We start from the raw sequence: 16,518 nt of genomic DNA, 5'->3' as shown, positions 1-16,518 counted from the left end.
CGAACGGGCGACTTTCGAATTGGAGGTGTTGTGGTGACACTCACCCATCCGGCCTACGGGCAACTGCGCGTGGTGACGCCGTCGGCGTCGGTACTGCTCGCGAACAATCCGGGACCGATGACTCTGGACGGTACGAACACCTGGATCCTGCGATCACCCGATCGCGCGGACTGTGTGGTGGTGGACCCGGGCCCGGACGACCCGGAGCACATCGCGGCGATCGCCGAGGCGACCGGCGGCGCGGTGGCGCTCACCCTGATCACCCATCGGCATCCCGACCATACGGGCGGTATCGACGAGTTGGTGCGGCTGACCGGGACACCGGTACGGGCCATGGACCCGGAGTTCCTGCGCGGCGAAGTGGCGGTGCTGACCGACGGTGAAGTGGTCGAGGCCGCGGGTCTGCGGATCACGGTGCTGCACACTCCCGGGCATACGGCCGATTCGGTGAGTTTCCTGCTGGCGGACGCGCTCCTGAGCGGGGACACCATTCTCGGCCGCGGCACCACGGTGCTCGATCGTGACGGCACGCTACGGGACTATCTGGGGTCGATGGACCGGTTACTCGAAGCCGGTGCCGGGCGGGCCCTGCTGCCCGCCCACGGTCCGGATCATCCGGATGTGGAACCGGTGGCGCGGTACTACATCACGCATCGGCACGAGCGGCTCGCACAGGTCCGTACGGCGCTGCAAGCGCTCGGTGCGGACGCGGACGCCATGGATGTGGTGCGCAGGGTGTACTCCGACGTCGACGAGAGCCTGTGGCCGGCCGCCCGCAGCTCGGTGGAATCACAGCTCACGTATCTGCGGTCGGAGCGGGACACGCAGAACTGAGTCGAGCGTATTCGGCAGCGGGCGGCGCTCCGAGGGGACGATAACCCTCGGAGCGCCGCCCGCTCTACGCAGTAGCGCCGGAAGTACCGAGCGCGCCGGTATCAACCGGTGACGGCGGAGCCGGTCCGCCCTCCGCAATCGGGCGGATACCCGGGCGTGCCGGGAAGTTGGTGCCGCGGTGTCAGCGGGCCCGGCGGGCCAGCCGCTCGGAATCGGAGATCAGCACACTCTTGCCCTCGAGGCGCAGCCAGCCGCGATGCGCGAAATCGGCGAGCGCCTTGTTGACCGTCTCGCGGGAGGCGCCGACGAGCTGGGCGATCTCCTCCTGGGTCAGGTCGTGGGTCACCCGCAGCGCGCCGGCCTCCTGGGTGCCGAACCGCTGTGCGAGCTGCAGCAGCGCCTTGGCGACCCGGCCGGGGACGTCGGTGAAGATCAGGTCCGCCAGGTTGTTGTTGGTCCGGCGCAGCCGGCGGGCGAGTACCCGCAGCAGCTGTTCGGCGATCTCGGGTCGCTGATCGATCCACGACTTGAGCGCGTCCCGATCCATGGTCACCGCGCGCACCTCGGTCACCGTGGTGGCCGTCGAGGTACGTGGCCCCGGATCGAAGATCGACAGCTCGCCGAACATATCCGACGGACCCATGATGGTCAGCAGGTTCTCCCGGCCGTCCGGGGACCGGCGGCCCAGCTTCACCTTGCCGGACGTGATGATGTACAGCCGATCACCCGGTTCGCCCTCGTTGAAGATGACGTGGCCGCGAGGGAAATCCACGGGCTGCAGCTGTTTGGCGAGCGCAGCCACCGCGGTGGGCTCAACGCCTTGGAAGATGCCTGCTCTGGCGAGGGCCTCGTCCACGAATGTGCTCCTTAGGGAAATGGCTGTAGTCGTCGGGCGGACCGATGCGGTTCGGCCGACAGTGCAGTCTACGCGGCCTTATCGACGCGCAGTGACAGACACCACGTAAGGAAGGTTAACCGTGGGCGAGTCGGGGCGGTCCGGCCGCCCGCGCGATCGGACCGCACGGGCAGGGTCGATCAGCTCGCACGGGCGATGTCGACGGTCTCGCGCGCCTCCTCGCTGCGATTACGGCGGCGGCGCATACGCGCGACCGCCGCCGGTAGTCCGAGCTTCGTCAGCTCGTTGACCTCGGCGTTGCTGGCCTTGTCCAGGTAGGCCTGGACTTCCTCGTCGGGCTCGAGAAGTTTGCGCAGACGGTTCTCCACCCGTTCCATGCCGAGTGCGAACAGCATCAACACCACTGGGAAGAGCACCACAGCGAGTCCTTGCATGCCGGGTAGTTAACACGGTCGAGGTCTCAGATGGAATACGGGAGTAGAACTGAGAAGACAACGTTGTCGGACGGTTCCGTATGGTGGACGGGTGCGTACCTCCCCCTCAGAAACCGTCGGAAGCGACATTTCCGGCACTGCCGAGGCGGCTGTCGTGCGCCCGGCCGCCGGCGCGGCGCGCACCCGTAAATCCAGTACTCGACCGGCGGAAACACGTTTGGGTCTGGTGCGTCGCGCGCGCCGGATGAACCGGCTTCTGGCGCGCGCATTTCCCGACGCCCATTGCGAGTTGGATTTCGGTACTCCGCTGGAACTCGCGGTGGCCACGATCCTGTCGGCGCAATGCACGGATGTGCGAGTGAATATGACCACTCCCGCTCTGTTCGCCGCCTATCCCGACGCGCGGGCGTATGCCGAGGCCAACCGTGCGGAGCTGGAAGAACTCATCCGTCCCACCGGTTTCTATCGCAACAAGGCGAATTCACTCATCGGCCTCGGACAGGCACTCCTCGAACACTATGACGGTGAATTACCTCACACGATGGCGGAGCTGGTCCGTTTACCGGGCATCGGCCGAAAAACCGCCAATGTGATTCTCGGTAACGCATTCGGAATTCCGGGTATCACCGTCGATACCCATTTCGGCCGGTTGGTTCGTCGCTGGGGGTGGACCGCCGAGGAGGATCCGGTAAAAGTCGAACACGCGATCGGTGCGCTGATCGAGCGCAAGGAGTGGACGATGCTGTCGCACCGGGTGATCTTCCACGGCCGCCGTGTCTGTCACGCCCGGAAGCCGGCGTGCGGGGTCTGCCTGCTGGCCAAGGACTGCCCCTCCTTCGGGGCCGGGCCCACCGATCCGGAAGCGGCGGCCAAACTCGTGAAGGGACCCGAGGCGCCGCATCTGCTCGAACTGGTGGGCCGGTGAGTCGCGTACCGGTTTTCTGGAAATGGGCATTGACGGCGGTAATCGTGGCATTTGCGGCCGCGATCGCTTTCTGGCCGCGCGGTGGTTCGGAAAACGCCGGGCACGTCGCACAGCCCACCCGGACGATCGATCCCGCGCTGCGGGCGGCGTCCGGGGCCGCGCAATGCCCCACCGCCTCGGCACCGGCACAGCGGCCGGGTCCGCTGACGGATGTGGTGCTCAGCTGTCTCGCCGATGCCTCGCCGGCGTACCCCGGCCGCCTCACCGGCCGGCCCGTCGTGCTCAACCTGTGGGCGTACTGGTGCCAGCCGTGCCGTACCGAACTGCCGCTCTTCCAGGAGTACGCCGATCGGGCCGGCTCCGCGGTGCAGGTGGTCACGGTGCACAGTGACCCGGACGAGGCGAAGGCGCTCGCGTTGCTCGCCGCCCTCAACGACGATCTGCGGGCGCAGGGACGCGCCGAACTGCACCTGCCGGGCCTCCAAGACCCCGAAGCCCAGGTCCGCGCCGCCGCGCAGGCCCCGACGGCCCTGCCGATCACCGTTCTGGTCCGCCCGGACGGTTCGATCGCGGACTATGTCGCCCGCCCGTTCCGCGACGCGGACGATATCGCCGCCAGTGTGGCCGGCGCACTGGGAGTCACCGCGTGAGGCGATACCTCCGCCTTCGCTTCGGCCTCCGCCGACCGGATGTAACCCTGCCGCGGGAGGCCCGGTGAGGCGATACCTTCGCCTTCGCTCCGGCCTCCGCGGACCGCAAGTAGTCCCTCCGAGGGAGGCCCCGTGAGCGAAGATCGAGTGCCGCCCTGGCTGAGTGGGGCGGCGGGGCCGGGCCGGCCCGATTTTTCCGACACCCTGGGCCGGACGCGGAGCCTGCGGCGCGCGGTGGCGGGCAAGGTCCGCGAGGCCGCGGTGCTGGTGCTCTTCGCGGGTGATCCGGCCGGCGACCCGGCCGCGCCCGGCGGCCTGCCCGCCGACGCCGAGATCCTGCTCACCCAGCGCGCGTCCACTATGCGGCAGCACCGTGGGCAGGTGGCGTTTCCCGGCGGCGCCGTGGACCCCGGTGACAAAGGTCCGGTCGACACCGCGTTACGGGAGGCCTGGGAGGAAACCGGCCTGGACCGGACCGGCGTGCAGCCGGTCACCACGCTGCCGAAACTGTTCGTCCCGCCGTCGCGCTTCGATGTGACCCCGGTCGTCTCCTACTGGCGCACCCCGAGCGAGGTGCGCGTGGTGGACCGGGCGGAAACCGATCGCGTGGTACGGGTTCCGATGGCGGATCTCCTCGACCCGGCCAACCGCTTCCTGGTGCGCAGCGCGCTCGGGTACCGGAGTCCGGCCTTCCAGGTGGACGGAATGTTGGTCTGGGGGCTCACCGGCGGCATACTGGCCGGACTCATGACTTCACTGGGCTGGGAATCGGAATGGGACCGAACCGACGTGCGTGATCTGGAAGAGGCGTTGGCCGCGGTGGGGATGGTGTTGTGAGCTCCTCGGCGTGGCTCGATATAGCGGTTGTCATATTGGCTCTTCTGGCCGCCTCCTCCGGGTGGCGGCAGGGGGCGGTGGCGTCCGCACTGGCTTTTCTCGGGGTGGTGCTCGGCGCGGTCGCCGGCATCCTGATCGCCCCACACATTCTCGTGCACATCGACGAGGGCCGCAGCCGGGTACTGGCCGGGGTTCTGCTCATCGTGCTGCTGGTGATCGTCGGTGAGGTCGCCGGCATGGTGCTGGGCCGGGCGGCGCGCAGCGGGATGACCCATCCGTTCGCGCGCGGTGCCGACAGCGCGGTAGGCGCGGTGCTGCAGACCGGCGCCGTACTGGTGACGGCCTGGCTGCTGGCCCTCCCGCTGGCGACCTCGTCGCAGCCCGCCATCGCCTCGGCCATCAACAGTTCCCGCGTACTCGCCGACGTCAACCGGGTCGCCCCGGACTGGTTGCGCCACTTGCCCAACGAGTTCTCCAAACTGCTCAACACCTCGGGTCTGCCGGATGTGATCGGCCCGTTCGGGCGCGCGCCCATCGCCGCGGTGGAACCGCCGGATCCGAGCGTGCTGGCCAGCCCGGTCGCCGGTTCCCTGCAGCAGAGCGTGCTGCGTATCCGCGGTGTGGCACCGAGCTGCCAGCGGGCGCTGGAAGGTTCCGGGTTCGTGGTGGCGCCGGAGCGGGTGATGACCAATGCGCACGTGGTGGCCGGAACCACCAGCGTGACGGTGGATTCCGCGGCCGGACCGCTGGATGCCACGGTGGTCGAATTCGACCCGTCCATGGATATCGCGGTGCTGTCGGTGCCCGGGTTGGTCGCGCCGGTCATTCCGCAGGCGCCGGAGCCGGCCGGATCGGGTGAGAGCGCGATCGTGCTCGGCTATCCCGGCGGTGGCCGGTACACGGCGAGCGCGGCCCGGGTGCGCGAGACGCTGGACCTGACCGGTCCGACCATCTACCGGGACGGCACGGTGGAGCGTGAGGTGTACACCGTGCGCGGCTCGGTGCGGGCCGGTAATTCTGGTGGCCCACTGGTCGATACCGAGGGCAAGGTGCTGGGCGTGGTGTTCGGCGCCGCCGTCACCGACGACGACACCGGTTATGTGCTCACCCTCGACGAGGTCCGGGAGCGGATCGATATCGCACCCTCGGCCAGTTCGCCGGTGGACACCGGGCCCTGCGTACTGAGCTGACGGCGGGCAGCCGGCCGGGTCGGGCGGTACCTCGGGTGGTGTTGCCGGCGGGCTCGACGCCGGGGCCTCGGCGACCCCGCGACGATGCGCCGGTAATCGGGCAGCCCGTCGGCGCGGTACCCGAACCCGCACAGCGGCTGCGCCGGGACCGCTGCTGTCGGATCTCGCCCATGGACACACCGGGTCGATGCCGAATGTGGCCGGTGCCCCCGGGCGTACGCGAGCTGCGAACGCTGCCCCCACAGTGCTCGTCAGGCGTAACGACCCGGTCTTCGCCGGTCCGTCCCGGCGAGCAGTTTCTCGATCTCCGCGGTGACCGCGTCCGGGTTCTCCAGATGCGCGAAATGCGCGGCATCCCGGATGGTGACCACCCGGCGGTGCGGTGACAGCTGCGGGCCGCGGTGCACCGTGGCGGGCAGGATGTAGCGGTCGAATTCGCCGCGCATGGAGACCACCGGGATATCGATCGGCCGACGCATCACGGCCATGAACCGGCGCCCGTCGGCCCGCCACTGGCTGCGGAAGGCCCAGCGCCGGTATTCCAGCCCGCAGTGGGCGGTCCCGGGAATCTGGATGGCCGAACGCATCCGGTTCGCGCTGTCGGCGAATTCCGCGGTACGCGCCCAGGACCGCGCGCCGCGGCCGGCCAGGATCCGCACGGCTCCGGCACCGTCGTCGCGGGTGAGCCGGTGCTCGGGGTAGCGGGGAAGCTGGTCGCGCAGGAACTCCGGTAACCACGCTCGACGCTGGGCGTTGTCCCGCAGTACCGAACTCTTCAGGGCCGCCGGATGCGGCGAGGACACCACCGCGATCGACCGGACCAGCCGTGGGTGCAGGACCGCGGTCGCCCAGCAGACCAGACCACCGTCGGCATGCCCGACCAGAGTCGCGCCGGTGTGCCCGAGCGCGCGGATCAGCCCGGCGATGTCACCGGCCAGTGTCCAGCCGTCGTAGCCGCGCGGCGGTTTGTCGCTGTCGCCGTAGCCGCGCAGATCGACCGCGACCACATGGTTGCCGAGGTCGGCGAGTGCGGTGAGTTGATGGCGCCACGACCACCAGAAGTCCGCGAACCCGTGCAGCAGGACGACCAGCGGCGCGTCCGGATGCTCCGGTCCGGCACTCGCGATGTGCAGGCGTATCCCGTTGGCGTGCACATCGCGGTGCGTCCAGGGGCCGCCGAAGCGCACGCTGGACGGGTCCGGTGGAAAGTTCGACGCCACGTCGTCCGAGCGTAGTGAATGCCGGGGCGTCGCGGTGTGCCGGTCCCGCCTACCGCTGCGTGGTCTTCTCCAGCGCGCTGGGCTCGTCGTGGCTGCCGAACCCGGAGGGCAGGACCGTACGGGTCTGCTTGAGCGAATCGATGGTCTTCTCCGGCGCGCGCAGTTTCTTCACCTTGCGGTAGCCGAGGAACGCCAGCAGCGCGGTCACCAGGATCATGAGCGCGAAGACGATCCAGAATGCGGCCCACCGGGTGAGCCAGATGTCCAGGGTCTCGGCTACGGCGAAGAAGAAGAAGAAACTGCTGAACAGCAGTACGGTCAGTGCGCCGATGAAGAAGACGCTGCCCTGCAGGCCCTTCTTGATCTCACCGGTGACCTCGGCCTTGGCGAGGGCGACCTCGGCGCGGACCAGGGTCGAGACCTGCTCGGAGGCGTCGCGGACCAGACTGCCGAAACTGGCCGATGCGTGCGGGTCGATCTCGGACAGCGGAATCGAGGTGACCGTGCCGCCTCGTACACCGTCTCCGTTACCGCCCTGTGTGACACTCACGTGGTCGACCCTCTCCCTGTCCCGATCCTGCTCGGTCTTACTGTTCTGGTTCTAGCGCATCCGCGTCGCGCCGTGCTCGGTGGACACGCCCACGCCGCAACAGTAGCGCCGAACCGACCAGCGATGCGGCCATGGACGTCACCAGGACCGCGGCCTTGGCGAGTTCGGCGGAATCGGGATAGTCCTCCAATGCCAGTTCCGCCACCAGCAGGCTAACGGTGAACCCGATCGCGCCCAGCACCGACAGGGCGAACATGTCCCGATAACCCAGATGCGCAGGCCGTTCGGCGATTCCGGTGCGGACGGCCAACCAGCTGATCCCGAAGATGCCGGTGGTCTTGCCGATGAGCAGACCGAGAATGATCGCCAGCGACAGCCGGTCGGTGAACAGATCGCCGAAAACTTCCGCGTTGATCGGTACCCCGGCCGCGAACAGCGCGAACAGTGGTACGCACAGCCCGGCCGAAATGGGTTGGAACCGGTGCTCCCAGCGGGCGGCCGGCGCTTCGGCTTCGCCCTCGTCCGGGCGGACCCGGGTGAGCAGACCGCAGGCCACGCCCGCCAGCGTCGGATGGATATGCGCTTCGTGCAGCGCGTACCAGCAGACCAGGGCCAAGGGAATGTAGATCAGCGGGGAGGTCCACCGCTTGTGCTGTGCGAACCACCAGCCCGCGCAACAGGCCAGTGCGGCCGCCAGCCAGGCGAAAGCCAAGCCGGTGGTGAACAGTACCGCGATGAGCGCGATCGCCATCAGATCGTCGACCACGGCCAGGCTCAACAGGAAGACCCGTGCGCTGGCCGGGATCCGGGAACCGGTCATGGCCAGCACCGCGAGGGCGAAGGCGATATCCGTGGCGACCGGAATCGCCCAGCCGCGGTCCATTCCGTCGACCCCGAAACCCACCGTGTAGGCGATGATCGCCGGCGTCACCACCCCGCCGGCGGCCGCGATGATCGGGAGCGCGGCGCGTTTGGGGTCGGCGAGTTCGCCCACGACGAGTTCGCGTTTGAGTTCGAGACCGGCGACGAAGAAGAAGACCGCGAGCAGACCGTCCTTCACCCAGTCGGCCAGGGTGAGGTCCAGGTGCAGCGGCGGGATCGCCAGGTGGGTTTCGGTGAGTGTGAGGTAGCTCTGCCCCCACGGCGAGTTCACCCAGAGCAACGCCACCGCGGCCGCGATGAGCAGCAGTGCGCCACCGACGGTTTCGGTCCGCAGGTATCGGGCGAGTTCCGGCCGGGGGTTGGTGACCACGGGGAAACCTTTCGGTCGCACGGACGTCTACCGCGCCCGCCGTGGAAGTTTCCTTCCGTAGACACGCGCGCATCTCGCCGACCAGACTTCCCGGCACACCTGGAGCAATTGTATTGGCGCCGCCCCCGACGCCGCGAAACGGGTCCCGCCCACGCAAGCCGACCGGCCGGAGAAGGCCGTGGGTTCGCGTGGGCGGGCGCCCGGACCGGTTTCGGTCAGTCGGCCCGGCCGGCCCGGATGGATTCGAAGACCTGCGGATCGACCAGGGTCGAGGTATCACCGAGCTCCCGGCCCTCGGCCACATCGCGCAGCAACCGGCGCATGATCTTGCCGCTGCGGGTCTTCGGCAGTTCGGGCACCACATGGATCTCGCGCGGGCGGGCGATCGGACTGATCTCGCGGGCCACCTCGGCCTTGAGTTCGTCGACCATCGCGGCCCCGGTGTCGGTGGCCTCGGCGGTGAGGATGACGAAGGCCACGATGCCCTGACCGGTCGTCTCGTCGGTGGCGCCGACCACCGCCGCCTCCGCCACACCGGAATGCCCGACCAGCGCCGATTCCACTTCGGCGGTGGAGATGCGGTGACCGGAAACATTCATCACATCGTCGACCCGGCCCAATACCCAGAGGTCGCCGTTGACATCGAGTTTGGCGCCGTCGCCGGCGAAGTACCAGCCCTGGTCGGCGAAACGATCCCAGTAGGTGGCCCGGTACCGCTCCATATCGCCCCAGATACCACGCAGCATCGACGGCCACGGCTGGTCCAGGACCAGATAGCCGTTGGCCTCGGTCTCGCCGCGCCGCACGGTCTTGCCCTCTTCGTCGACCACCGCGGCCGAGACACCGGGCACGGGGGTCATGGCGGCGCCCGGTTTGGTCGCGGTGATACCGGGCAGCGGGGAGATCATGATGGCGCCGGTCTCGGTCTGCCACCAGGTGTCCACGATCGGGGCGGTGCCGGAGCCGATCACGTCCCGGTACCAGCGCCAGGCCTCCGGGTTGATCGGTTCGCCGACCGACCCGAGCACGCGGATGCTGGACAGATCGTGCGCATCGGGGATCTGGCGGCCCCATTTCATGAAGGTGCGCACCAGTGTCGGCGCCGTGTAGTAGATGGTGACGCCGTACTTCTCGATGATCTGCCAGTGCCGGTGCTCGTCGGGGAAATTCGGCGTCCCCTCGTAGAGCACCTGGGTGGCGCCGTTGGCCAGCGGGCCGTAGACGATATAGCTGTGCCCGGTCACCCAGCCCACATCGGCGGTGCACCAGTACACATCGGTTTCGGGTTTGTGGTCGAAGACCACCCGGTGGGTGTAGCCGGTCTGGGTGAGGTAGCCGCCGCTGGTGTGCAGGATGCCCTTGGGCTTACCCGTGGTCCCCGACGTGTACAGGATGAACAGGGGATGTTCGGCGTCGAAGGCCTGCGCCTCGTGCACCGGATCGGCCTGCGCGACCGTCTCGTGCCACCAGAGGTCGCGGCCCTCGGTCCACTCGACCTCGGTGCCGACCCGGCGGACCACCAGGACGTGCTCGACGCTGGAGGGCACATCGCCCTTGGCGAGCAGCGCTTCGTCGACGGCTTCTTTCAGCGGTGCGGGATTACCGCGTCGCCACTGACCGTCGACGGTGATGACCAGCCGCGCTTCGGCGTCGTCGATCCGCTGGCGCAGCGCGGTCGGCGAGAAACCGGCGAAGACCAGCGAATGCGGCAGCCCGAGACGGGCACAGGCCAGCATCGCCACGATGGTCTCGGGAATCATCGGCATATAGATCGCGACCCGGTCGCCCGCGGTCAGCCCGAGTTCGGTCAGGTAGTTGGCGGCCCGGCTCACCTCGGCGAGCAGATCGGAATAGGTGATGGTGCGGGAATCGCCCGGCTCGCCCTCCCAGTGCAGCGCGACCTTGTCGCCGCGCCCCGCCAGCACATGCCGGTCCACACAGTTGTAGGCGACATTGAGCCGGCCGCCGACGAACCATTTCGCCACCGGTGCGTCGGTCCAGTCGAGTACCTGGCTCCACCGCTCGTGCCAGTGCAGGTGGTCGGCCTGCTCGGCCCAGAACGCTTCGCGGTCCTGCGCGGCACGCTCGTAGATACCGGCATCGACATTCGCCGCGGCAGCGAACTCCGCACTCGGCGGGTAGGCGTCCGGGTGATCGGCGGTTTCGGTCATCTGAGTCACTTCCTTCGCGTTACCTGCACCATAAGGGGCCATATGTGACCCTAGACTCTCGCTCCGGCCCGCCGAGGTGATCCCGGGACGAATGGTCGCCGGTGCCCGGTGAGCGGCAGTCGGCGTCCGACGAACGGCCGCCCGCGGCGCGGCGGCGGTCGCGCCGTCGATACGAGAGTTCACGAACCCGGCAGGAACGCGCAACGGGCCCTATAGTCTGCTGACAACTCTGCGGGGTGCCGAGGCCGTGGTCGTGACGAGCCGGGAGGGTGTGTGAGGGGATCGTCGTGGGTGCTGCGGGCGGCTGCCCTGGTACTCGTTCTGGTCGGCGCGACGGTACTGCCGGCCTGCACGGTGACACCGGCCCTCGGTGAATCGATCGCGGTCAACGGGTCCGAACCACAGAACCCGCTGGTCCCGTCGAATACCAACGAGAACGGCGGCGGGCGCATCGTGGACCGGTTGTTCGCCGGACTGCGCCGCATCGCGGCGGACGGCAGTCTGCACGACGAGGTCGCCGAATCGATCGAGACCACCGATCAGCAGTTCTACCGGATCCGGCTGAAACCAGGCTGGACCTTCTCCGACGGTTCCCCGGTGACCGCGCACTCGTTCGTCGACGCCTGGAACTACGGCGCCCTGGTCACCAACGCGCAGCTGCAGAGCTACACCTATGCGCCGATCGCCGGGTTCGAGGATGTACAGGCCGACCCGCCCCGGGCGCCGACCATGTCGGGGCTGCGGGTTCTCGACGATCTCACCTTCACCGTCGCGCTGAAAGAACCCACCATCGACTTCCGGACCCGGCTGGCCTATGCCCCGTTCTATCCGCTGCCCGCGGCGGCGTACCGGGATATGGAGGCGTTCGGGCAGCGACCGATAGGTAACGGGCCGTACCGTTTCGCGGCCGCCGATGCCTGGCAGCACGATGTGAAACTGGACCTGGTGCCCAACGAGAGCTACCGGGGCGGGCGCCCGGCCCGTAACAAAGGCCTGACCTTCGTGTTCTATTCGGACTTCGATGCCGCCTACGCCGATCTGCTGGCCGGCAACCTCGATGTGCTGGATACGGTTCCCGCCAGCGCGCTGACCGTCGTGGACGACGATCTGGGGGAGCGGGCGGTCTCGGCCCCGACCGCGCAGAACCAGTGGATCGGGACCCAGCCGGGCCTGCCGCATTTCGGCGGAGAGGAAGGTCGGCTGCGCCGGCACGCGATCTCCATGGCGATCCAGCGGCAGGCCATCGGGGACAAGATCTTCCGGGGCACCCGCGCCCCCGCCCGCGACTACACCTCCCGGGTACTTCCGGGCTACGACGGTGATCTGCCGGGTGCGGAGCTGCTGGACTACAACCCCGACGAGGCCCGCCGGCTGTGGGCGAAGGCCGATGAGATCGCACCGTGGTCCGGGCGTTTCGAGATCGCCTACAACGCCGACGGCGACCATCAGGCGTGGGTGGACGCGGTCGCCAACAGCATCAAGAACACCCTCGGTATCGAGGCCGTGGGCGCGGCCCTGCCGACGTTCAAGCAACTGCGCGATCAGATCACGTCCCGGACCGTCGGCAAAGCGTTCCGGTCGGGCTGGCAGGGCGACTATCCGACCATGCTGCAGTTCCTGGAGCCGGGTTTCCTGAGCAACTCCGAGACCAACGATTTCGACTACCACAACCAGGAATTCGACGCGCTCGTCGCGGCCGCCGAGGCGGCGTCCACCGAGGCCGAATCGTGGGCGCTGGTGGGCCGGGCGCAGACGCTGCTGTTGCGCGATATGCCGACCATCCCGATCTTCGACTACGTCAACTCGGCCGGGTATTCCGAGCGGGTGCGCGGTGTCGTCTTCGGCTGGAACGGACTGGCCGATTTCGAGAACATCGAGCTGATATGACCGCCGCCGGCGAATCCTCGCCCCGACCGCAGGAGTGCCCATGGCGTGGTATGTAGTGCGGCGGCTGCTGCAGATGATCCCGGTGTTCTTCGGCGCGACCCTGCTCATCTACTTCCTGATCTACAAGGTCTCCGGCGGCTCGGTCGCCGCGCTGGCCGGTGACCGCACCCTCACACCCGCGCTGGAGGCGCAGCTGAAGGCGCGCTACCACCTCGACCGCTCCTTCCTGGTGCAGTACTTCTACTACCTGAAGGGCATCTTCACCTTCGATCTCGGCACCACGTTCTCCGGCCGTTCGGTGAAAGACGAACTGGCCCGTGCCTTTCCGATCACCATCCGGCTCACGCTGCTGGCGCTGCTGTTCGAGGCGGTGTTCGGCGTGCTGTTCGGGACGCTGGCCGGGCTGCGCAAGGGCAAGCTGTTCGACTCCACCATGCTGGTGCTGAGCCTGGTGGTGATCGCGGTGCCGGTATTCGTCCTCGGTTTCCTCGCGCAGTACCTGCTGGGCGTCGAATGGGGGATCGCGCCGGTCACCGTCGGTGCCGATGCGAGCTGGGGTCGCTTGATCGTGCCGGCGCTGGTGCTCGGCTCGTTGTCCTTCGCCTATGTACTGCGGCTGACCCGCAATGCCGTGGCCGAGAACCGGGACGCCGACTATGTCCGTACCGCCACCGCCAAGGGCCTGCCGCGACGCCGGGTGGTCCGGGTGCACATCCTGCGCAATTCGCTCATCCCGGTGGTCACCTTCCTGGGCGCCGATCTGGGCGCGCTGATGGGTGGTGCGATCGTGACCGAGGGCATCTTCAACATCCCGGGCGTCGGCGGCACCCTCTATCAGGCGGTCGTCCGGGGGGAAGCTCCGACTGTCGTCTCGTTCGTCACGGTCCTGATCGTGGTGTTCCTGCTCGCCAACCTGCTGGTGGACCTGCTGTACGCCGTGCTCGATCCGCGGATTCGCTATGCCTGAACAGGAGCGCGGTCATGTCCGATGACAAGCCGGCCCGGCCGACCAGACCCGACCGGCAACGCTGGGTCGCCGCGGCGGACGCAGTGACCGTGGAAACCACCGATCGGGTGCGGGTGGCGGGCGCACCGCGGGGGTTCTGGGGGCAGGCCTGGCGCGGTCTGCGCCGCAATCCACTGTTCCTGATCTCGGTGGCGCTCATTGCCCTTGTCCTGGTGGTCGCGGCCTTTCCGGGGCTGTTCACCGATCAGGACCCGCGCTACTGCGTGGTCGACAACAGTCTGTTGCCGCCCAGTTCGGCGCACTGGTTCGGATTCGACCTGCAGGGCTGCGATATCTATGCCCGTACCGTCTACGGGGCTCGGGCCTCGGTCCTCGTCGGGGTCGGCGCGGCCCTGCTGTTCGTCCTGATCGGCGCGACGCTCGGCGCGCTGGCCGGTTACTACGGCGGCCTGCTCGATTCGGTGATCTCCAGGATTTCCGAGATCGTGTACGCCGTCCCGCTGATGCTCGCCGCCATCGTGCTGATGCAGCTGTCGACCACGCGCACGGTCGGGCTGGTGATCGTCACCCTCGCCGGTTTCACCTGGCCGCAGGCGGCCCGGATCGCCCGCGGCGCGGTGATCGCCGCGAAGAACAGCGAATACGTCCTGGCAGCCCGGGCGCTCGGCGTCTCCCGTTTCGGCATCCTGATCCGGCACGTGCTGCCGAACTCGCTGGGTCCGGTGATCGTGGTGACCGCGATCTGGCTCGGGGTCTTCATCGTCACCGAGGCCACACTGTCGTTCCTGGGTGTCGGCCTGCCGCCCACCGAGGTGTCGTGGGGCGCCGATATCGCCACCGGTCAGCAGCAGTTGCGCGGCGGTTCGCTGATCCTGTTCTATCCGGCCACCGCGCTGGCGCTGACGGTTCTCGGTTTCATCATGCTCGGTGACGCACTCGGCGACGCCCTGGATCCGAAAGGCCGGGCGTCGAGGTGATCACTGTGGGCGAGCGGATTCGAGGCGGGGAGCAGATATGACCGACGACGCCCGGGCAGAGCGTCCGCTGCTGCGGATCCGGGATCTGCGGATCGCGTTCGGAGACGGGGACAACCGGGTGGACGCGGTACGCGGCGTCGACCTGACGGTGTATCCCGGGGAGACGGTGGCCATCGTCGGCGAGAGCGGTTCCGGGAAATCGACCACCGCCCACGCGATCATCGGCCTGCTCCCGCGCGCCGGCCGGATCGTCTCGGGCAGTATCGAATTCGACGGCACGGAACTGACCGGCGCGGCCGAATCGCGTCTGGTGGAGCTGCGGGGTACGAGAATCGGTTTCGTTCCGCAGGACCCGATGTCGAACCTCGATCCGGTGCACAAGATCGGATTCCAGATCCGGGAGACTCTCGCGGCCAACGGTATCGCCCGCGGCCGCGCCGCCCGGGATCGGGCGGTGGAACTGCTGCGCTCCGCGGGGATACCGGATCCCGAGCAGCGGGTCGACCAGTACCCGCACGAATTGTCCGGCGGCCTGCGGCAGCGCGCGTTGATCGCGATGGCGTTGTCGGGACGCCCCGGGCTGCTGATCGCCGACGAACCGACCTCCGCTCTCGATGTCACCGTGCAGCGCCGGATCCTCGACCATATCGACAGCCTCACCGGTGAGTTCGGGACGGCGATGTTGCTCATCACCCATGACCTCGGCCTGGCCGCCGAACGCGCCGAACACCTGGTGGTGATGTATCGCGGCCGGGTGGTGGAATCGGGGCCCGCGCTGGAACTGTTGCGCGATCCGCGGCACGAGTACACCCGCAAACTGGTCGAATCGGCACCGTCCCTGGCGGCCGCCCGGCGGCCGGAGCGAGTCCGCGAACTCGCCACCCGGGATGCCGTCCTGGTGGCCGACCGGCTCACCAAGAGATATCGGACCCGCGGTTCGGTGCCGTGGCGACCGGGAGAATCCGTTGCCGTCGAAGACGTCTCGTTCACGCTGCACCGTGGGCGCACCACCGCACTGGTCGGGGAGTCGGGGTCCGGAAAGTCCACGGTTGCGCAACTGGTGCTCGGTCTGCTGGAACCCAGTTCCGGATCGGTCGTCTTCGACGGCGGGGATATCGGTCGCCTGAAAGGGCGCGAGCAGACCCGGTTTCGCCGCCGGGTGCAACCGATCTTCCAGAACCCGTACGCCTCGCTGGACCCCCTGTACTCGATCCATCGGTGTATCGACGAGCCGCTGCGAACCCACGGGATCGGCACTCGCACCGAACGGGAGAGCCGGGTCCGCGAACTGCTGGAACACGTCGCGCTGCCCGGCAGCGTGCTGGACCGCTATCCCGACGAGCTGTCCGGCGGCCAGCGGCAGCGCGTCGCCATCGCGCGCGCCCTGGCCCTGGAACCCGAACTGCTGGTCTGCGACGAAGCGGTCTCGGCGCTCGACGTCCTGGTCCAGCAGAACATCCTCGATCTGCTCACCCGGCTCCAGGACGAACTGGACCTGACCTATCTGTTCATCACCCACGATCTGGCGGTGGTCCGTCAGCTCGCCGACGAGGTCCTGGTGATGCACCGGGGCCGGATCGTCGAAGCGGCCCCGGTCGGGGAGATCTTCGAATCCCCGCGCGAGGAGTACACCCGCCGCCTGCTCGCGGCCATCCCCGGCCGCGAACTGCTCACCGGCTGAACCCGGCCGCTACCGCCGCCGGCGGCGGGGCGGTTCTCGCCTGCGGGGCCGACGCCCGAGCCGGGATCCGGCGGCGGTAGCGTGCTG

15 protein-coding genes are annotated in these 16,518 nt (G+C 68.4%); 9 read left to right on the top strand and 6 right to left on the bottom strand.

Features of this window, described 5'->3' with window-relative positions:
* Positions 1-18 precede the first annotated feature (18 nt).
* Positions 19-834: an MBL fold metallo-hydrolase gene (locus IG75_RS0127345; protein WP_396901239.1), complete on the top strand. Its 816-nt coding sequence runs from the start codon at positions 19-21 to the stop codon at positions 832-834.
* Between the two features lie 181 nt (positions 835-1,015).
* On the opposite strand, the gene IG75_RS0127340 is transcribed toward IG75_RS0127345, so the two are convergent.
* The gene (locus IG75_RS0127340; protein ID WP_030524212.1) at positions 1,016-1,690 is read right to left on the bottom strand and encodes a Crp/Fnr family transcriptional regulator; all 675 of its coding nucleotides are present in this window, start codon (positions 1,688-1,690) and stop codon (positions 1,016-1,018) included.
* A gap of 179 nt (positions 1,691-1,869) precedes the next feature.
* The gene (locus IG75_RS0127335) at positions 1,870-2,109 is read right to left on the bottom strand and encodes a hypothetical protein (protein ID WP_081877169.1); all 240 of its coding nucleotides are present in this window, start codon (positions 2,107-2,109) and stop codon (positions 1,870-1,872) included.
* A 169-nt stretch (positions 2,110-2,278) separates the two neighbouring features.
* Here IG75_RS0127335 and nth point away from each other — a divergent pair, with 169 nt between their 5' ends.
* From nth to IG75_RS0127315, 4 genes are all read left to right on the top strand, one after another.
* Positions 2,279-3,049 carry an endonuclease III gene (nth, locus tag IG75_RS0127330; RefSeq protein WP_030524210.1) on the top strand — a complete coding sequence of 257 codons (771 nt, stop codon included), beginning with the start codon at positions 2,279-2,281 and terminating at the stop codon, positions 3,047-3,049.
* Positions 3,046-3,699, top strand: coding sequence for a TlpA family protein disulfide reductase (locus IG75_RS0127325; protein WP_030524209.1), 654 nt, complete (start codon positions 3,046-3,048; stop codon positions 3,697-3,699). The genes nth and IG75_RS0127325 overlap by 4 nt, the downstream gene beginning before the upstream one ends.
* Positions 3,700-3,831: 132 nt before the next feature.
* Positions 3,832-4,536, top strand: coding sequence for an NUDIX hydrolase (locus tag IG75_RS0127320; protein WP_051714958.1), 705 nt, complete (start codon positions 3,832-3,834; stop codon positions 4,534-4,536).
* Positions 4,533-5,726, top strand: a complete 1,194-nt coding sequence (locus IG75_RS0127315) for a MarP family serine protease (protein ID WP_030524207.1) — start codon at positions 4,533-4,535, stop codon at positions 5,724-5,726. Before IG75_RS0127320 ends, IG75_RS0127315 begins: the two co-directional genes overlap by 4 nt.
* A gap of 251 nt (positions 5,727-5,977) precedes the next feature.
* On the opposite strand, the gene IG75_RS0127310 is transcribed toward IG75_RS0127315, so the two are convergent.
* The 4 genes from IG75_RS0127310 to acs all read right to left on the bottom strand — a co-directional run bounded on the left by IG75_RS0127310 (position 5,978) and on the right by acs (position 10,919).
* Positions 5,978-6,946, bottom strand: a complete 969-nt coding sequence (locus IG75_RS0127310; RefSeq protein WP_051714957.1) for an alpha/beta fold hydrolase — start codon at positions 6,944-6,946, stop codon at positions 5,978-5,980.
* Between the two features lie 49 nt (positions 6,947-6,995).
* Positions 6,996-7,496 (bottom strand): phage holin family protein, encoded by a 501-nt coding sequence (locus tag IG75_RS0127305; protein ID WP_030524205.1) that lies wholly within the window; start codon positions 7,494-7,496, stop codon positions 6,996-6,998.
* A gap of 37 nt (positions 7,497-7,533) precedes the next feature.
* On the bottom strand, positions 7,534-8,748 hold the full coding sequence (gene nhaA, locus IG75_RS0127300) for a Na+/H+ antiporter NhaA (protein WP_030524204.1): 1,215 nt from the start codon (positions 8,746-8,748) through the stop codon (positions 7,534-7,536).
* A 215-nt stretch (positions 8,749-8,963) separates the two neighbouring features.
* Positions 8,964-10,919, bottom strand: coding sequence for an acetate--CoA ligase (gene acs / locus IG75_RS0127295; RefSeq protein WP_030524203.1), 1,956 nt, complete (start codon positions 10,917-10,919; stop codon positions 8,964-8,966).
* Positions 10,920-11,192: 273 nt separating this feature from the next.
* Between acs and IG75_RS0127290 the strand changes: the two genes are divergently transcribed.
* From IG75_RS0127290 to IG75_RS0127275, 4 genes are read left to right on the top strand one after another with little or no spacing between them, the layout of a single operon-like run.
* Positions 11,193-12,806: a peptide ABC transporter substrate-binding protein gene (locus tag IG75_RS0127290; protein WP_030524202.1), complete on the top strand. Its 1,614-nt coding sequence runs from the start codon at positions 11,193-11,195 to the stop codon at positions 12,804-12,806.
* 40 nt (positions 12,807-12,846) lie between these two features.
* The gene (locus IG75_RS0127285) at positions 12,847-13,773 is read left to right on the top strand and encodes an ABC transporter permease (protein WP_030524201.1); all 927 of its coding nucleotides are present in this window, start codon (positions 12,847-12,849) and stop codon (positions 13,771-13,773) included.
* Between the two features lie 14 nt (positions 13,774-13,787).
* A complete protein-coding gene (locus tag IG75_RS0127280; protein WP_030524200.1) occupies positions 13,788-14,750 on the top strand; it encodes an ABC transporter permease in 963 nt (320 codons plus the stop codon).
* A 37-nt stretch (positions 14,751-14,787) separates the two neighbouring features.
* Complete coding sequence (locus IG75_RS0127275) at positions 14,788-16,431, top strand: dipeptide ABC transporter ATP-binding protein (RefSeq protein ID WP_030524199.1); 1,644 nt, start codon at positions 14,788-14,790, stop codon at positions 16,429-16,431.
* Positions 16,432-16,518: the final 87 nt, after the last annotated feature.

Source organism: Nocardia rhamnosiphila NBRC 108938 (assembly GCF_000720425.1).
Classification (GTDB): domain Bacteria; phylum Actinomycetota; class Actinomycetes; order Mycobacteriales; family Mycobacteriaceae; genus Nocardia; species Nocardia rhamnosiphila.
The sequence above is the reverse complement of the archived record's forward strand: the minus strand, read 5'-3'. Positions and strand labels throughout refer to the sequence as shown.

Excerpts from the sequence above, each read along its gene's own strand:
- acs (WP_030524203.1), bottom strand. The coding sequence starts at position 10,919 with ATGACCGAAACCGCCGATCACCCGGACGCCTACCCGCCGAGTGCGGAG.
- IG75_RS0127285 (WP_030524201.1), top strand. The coding sequence starts at position 12,847 with ATGGCGTGGTATGTAGTGCGGCGGCTGCTGCAGATGATCCCGGTGTTC.
- IG75_RS0127280 (WP_030524200.1), top strand. The coding sequence starts at position 13,788 with ATGTCCGATGACAAGCCGGCCCGGCCGACCAGACCCGACCGGCAACGC.
- IG75_RS0127275 (WP_030524199.1), top strand. The coding sequence starts at position 14,788 with ATGACCGACGACGCCCGGGCAGAGCGTCCGCTGCTGCGGATCCGGGAT.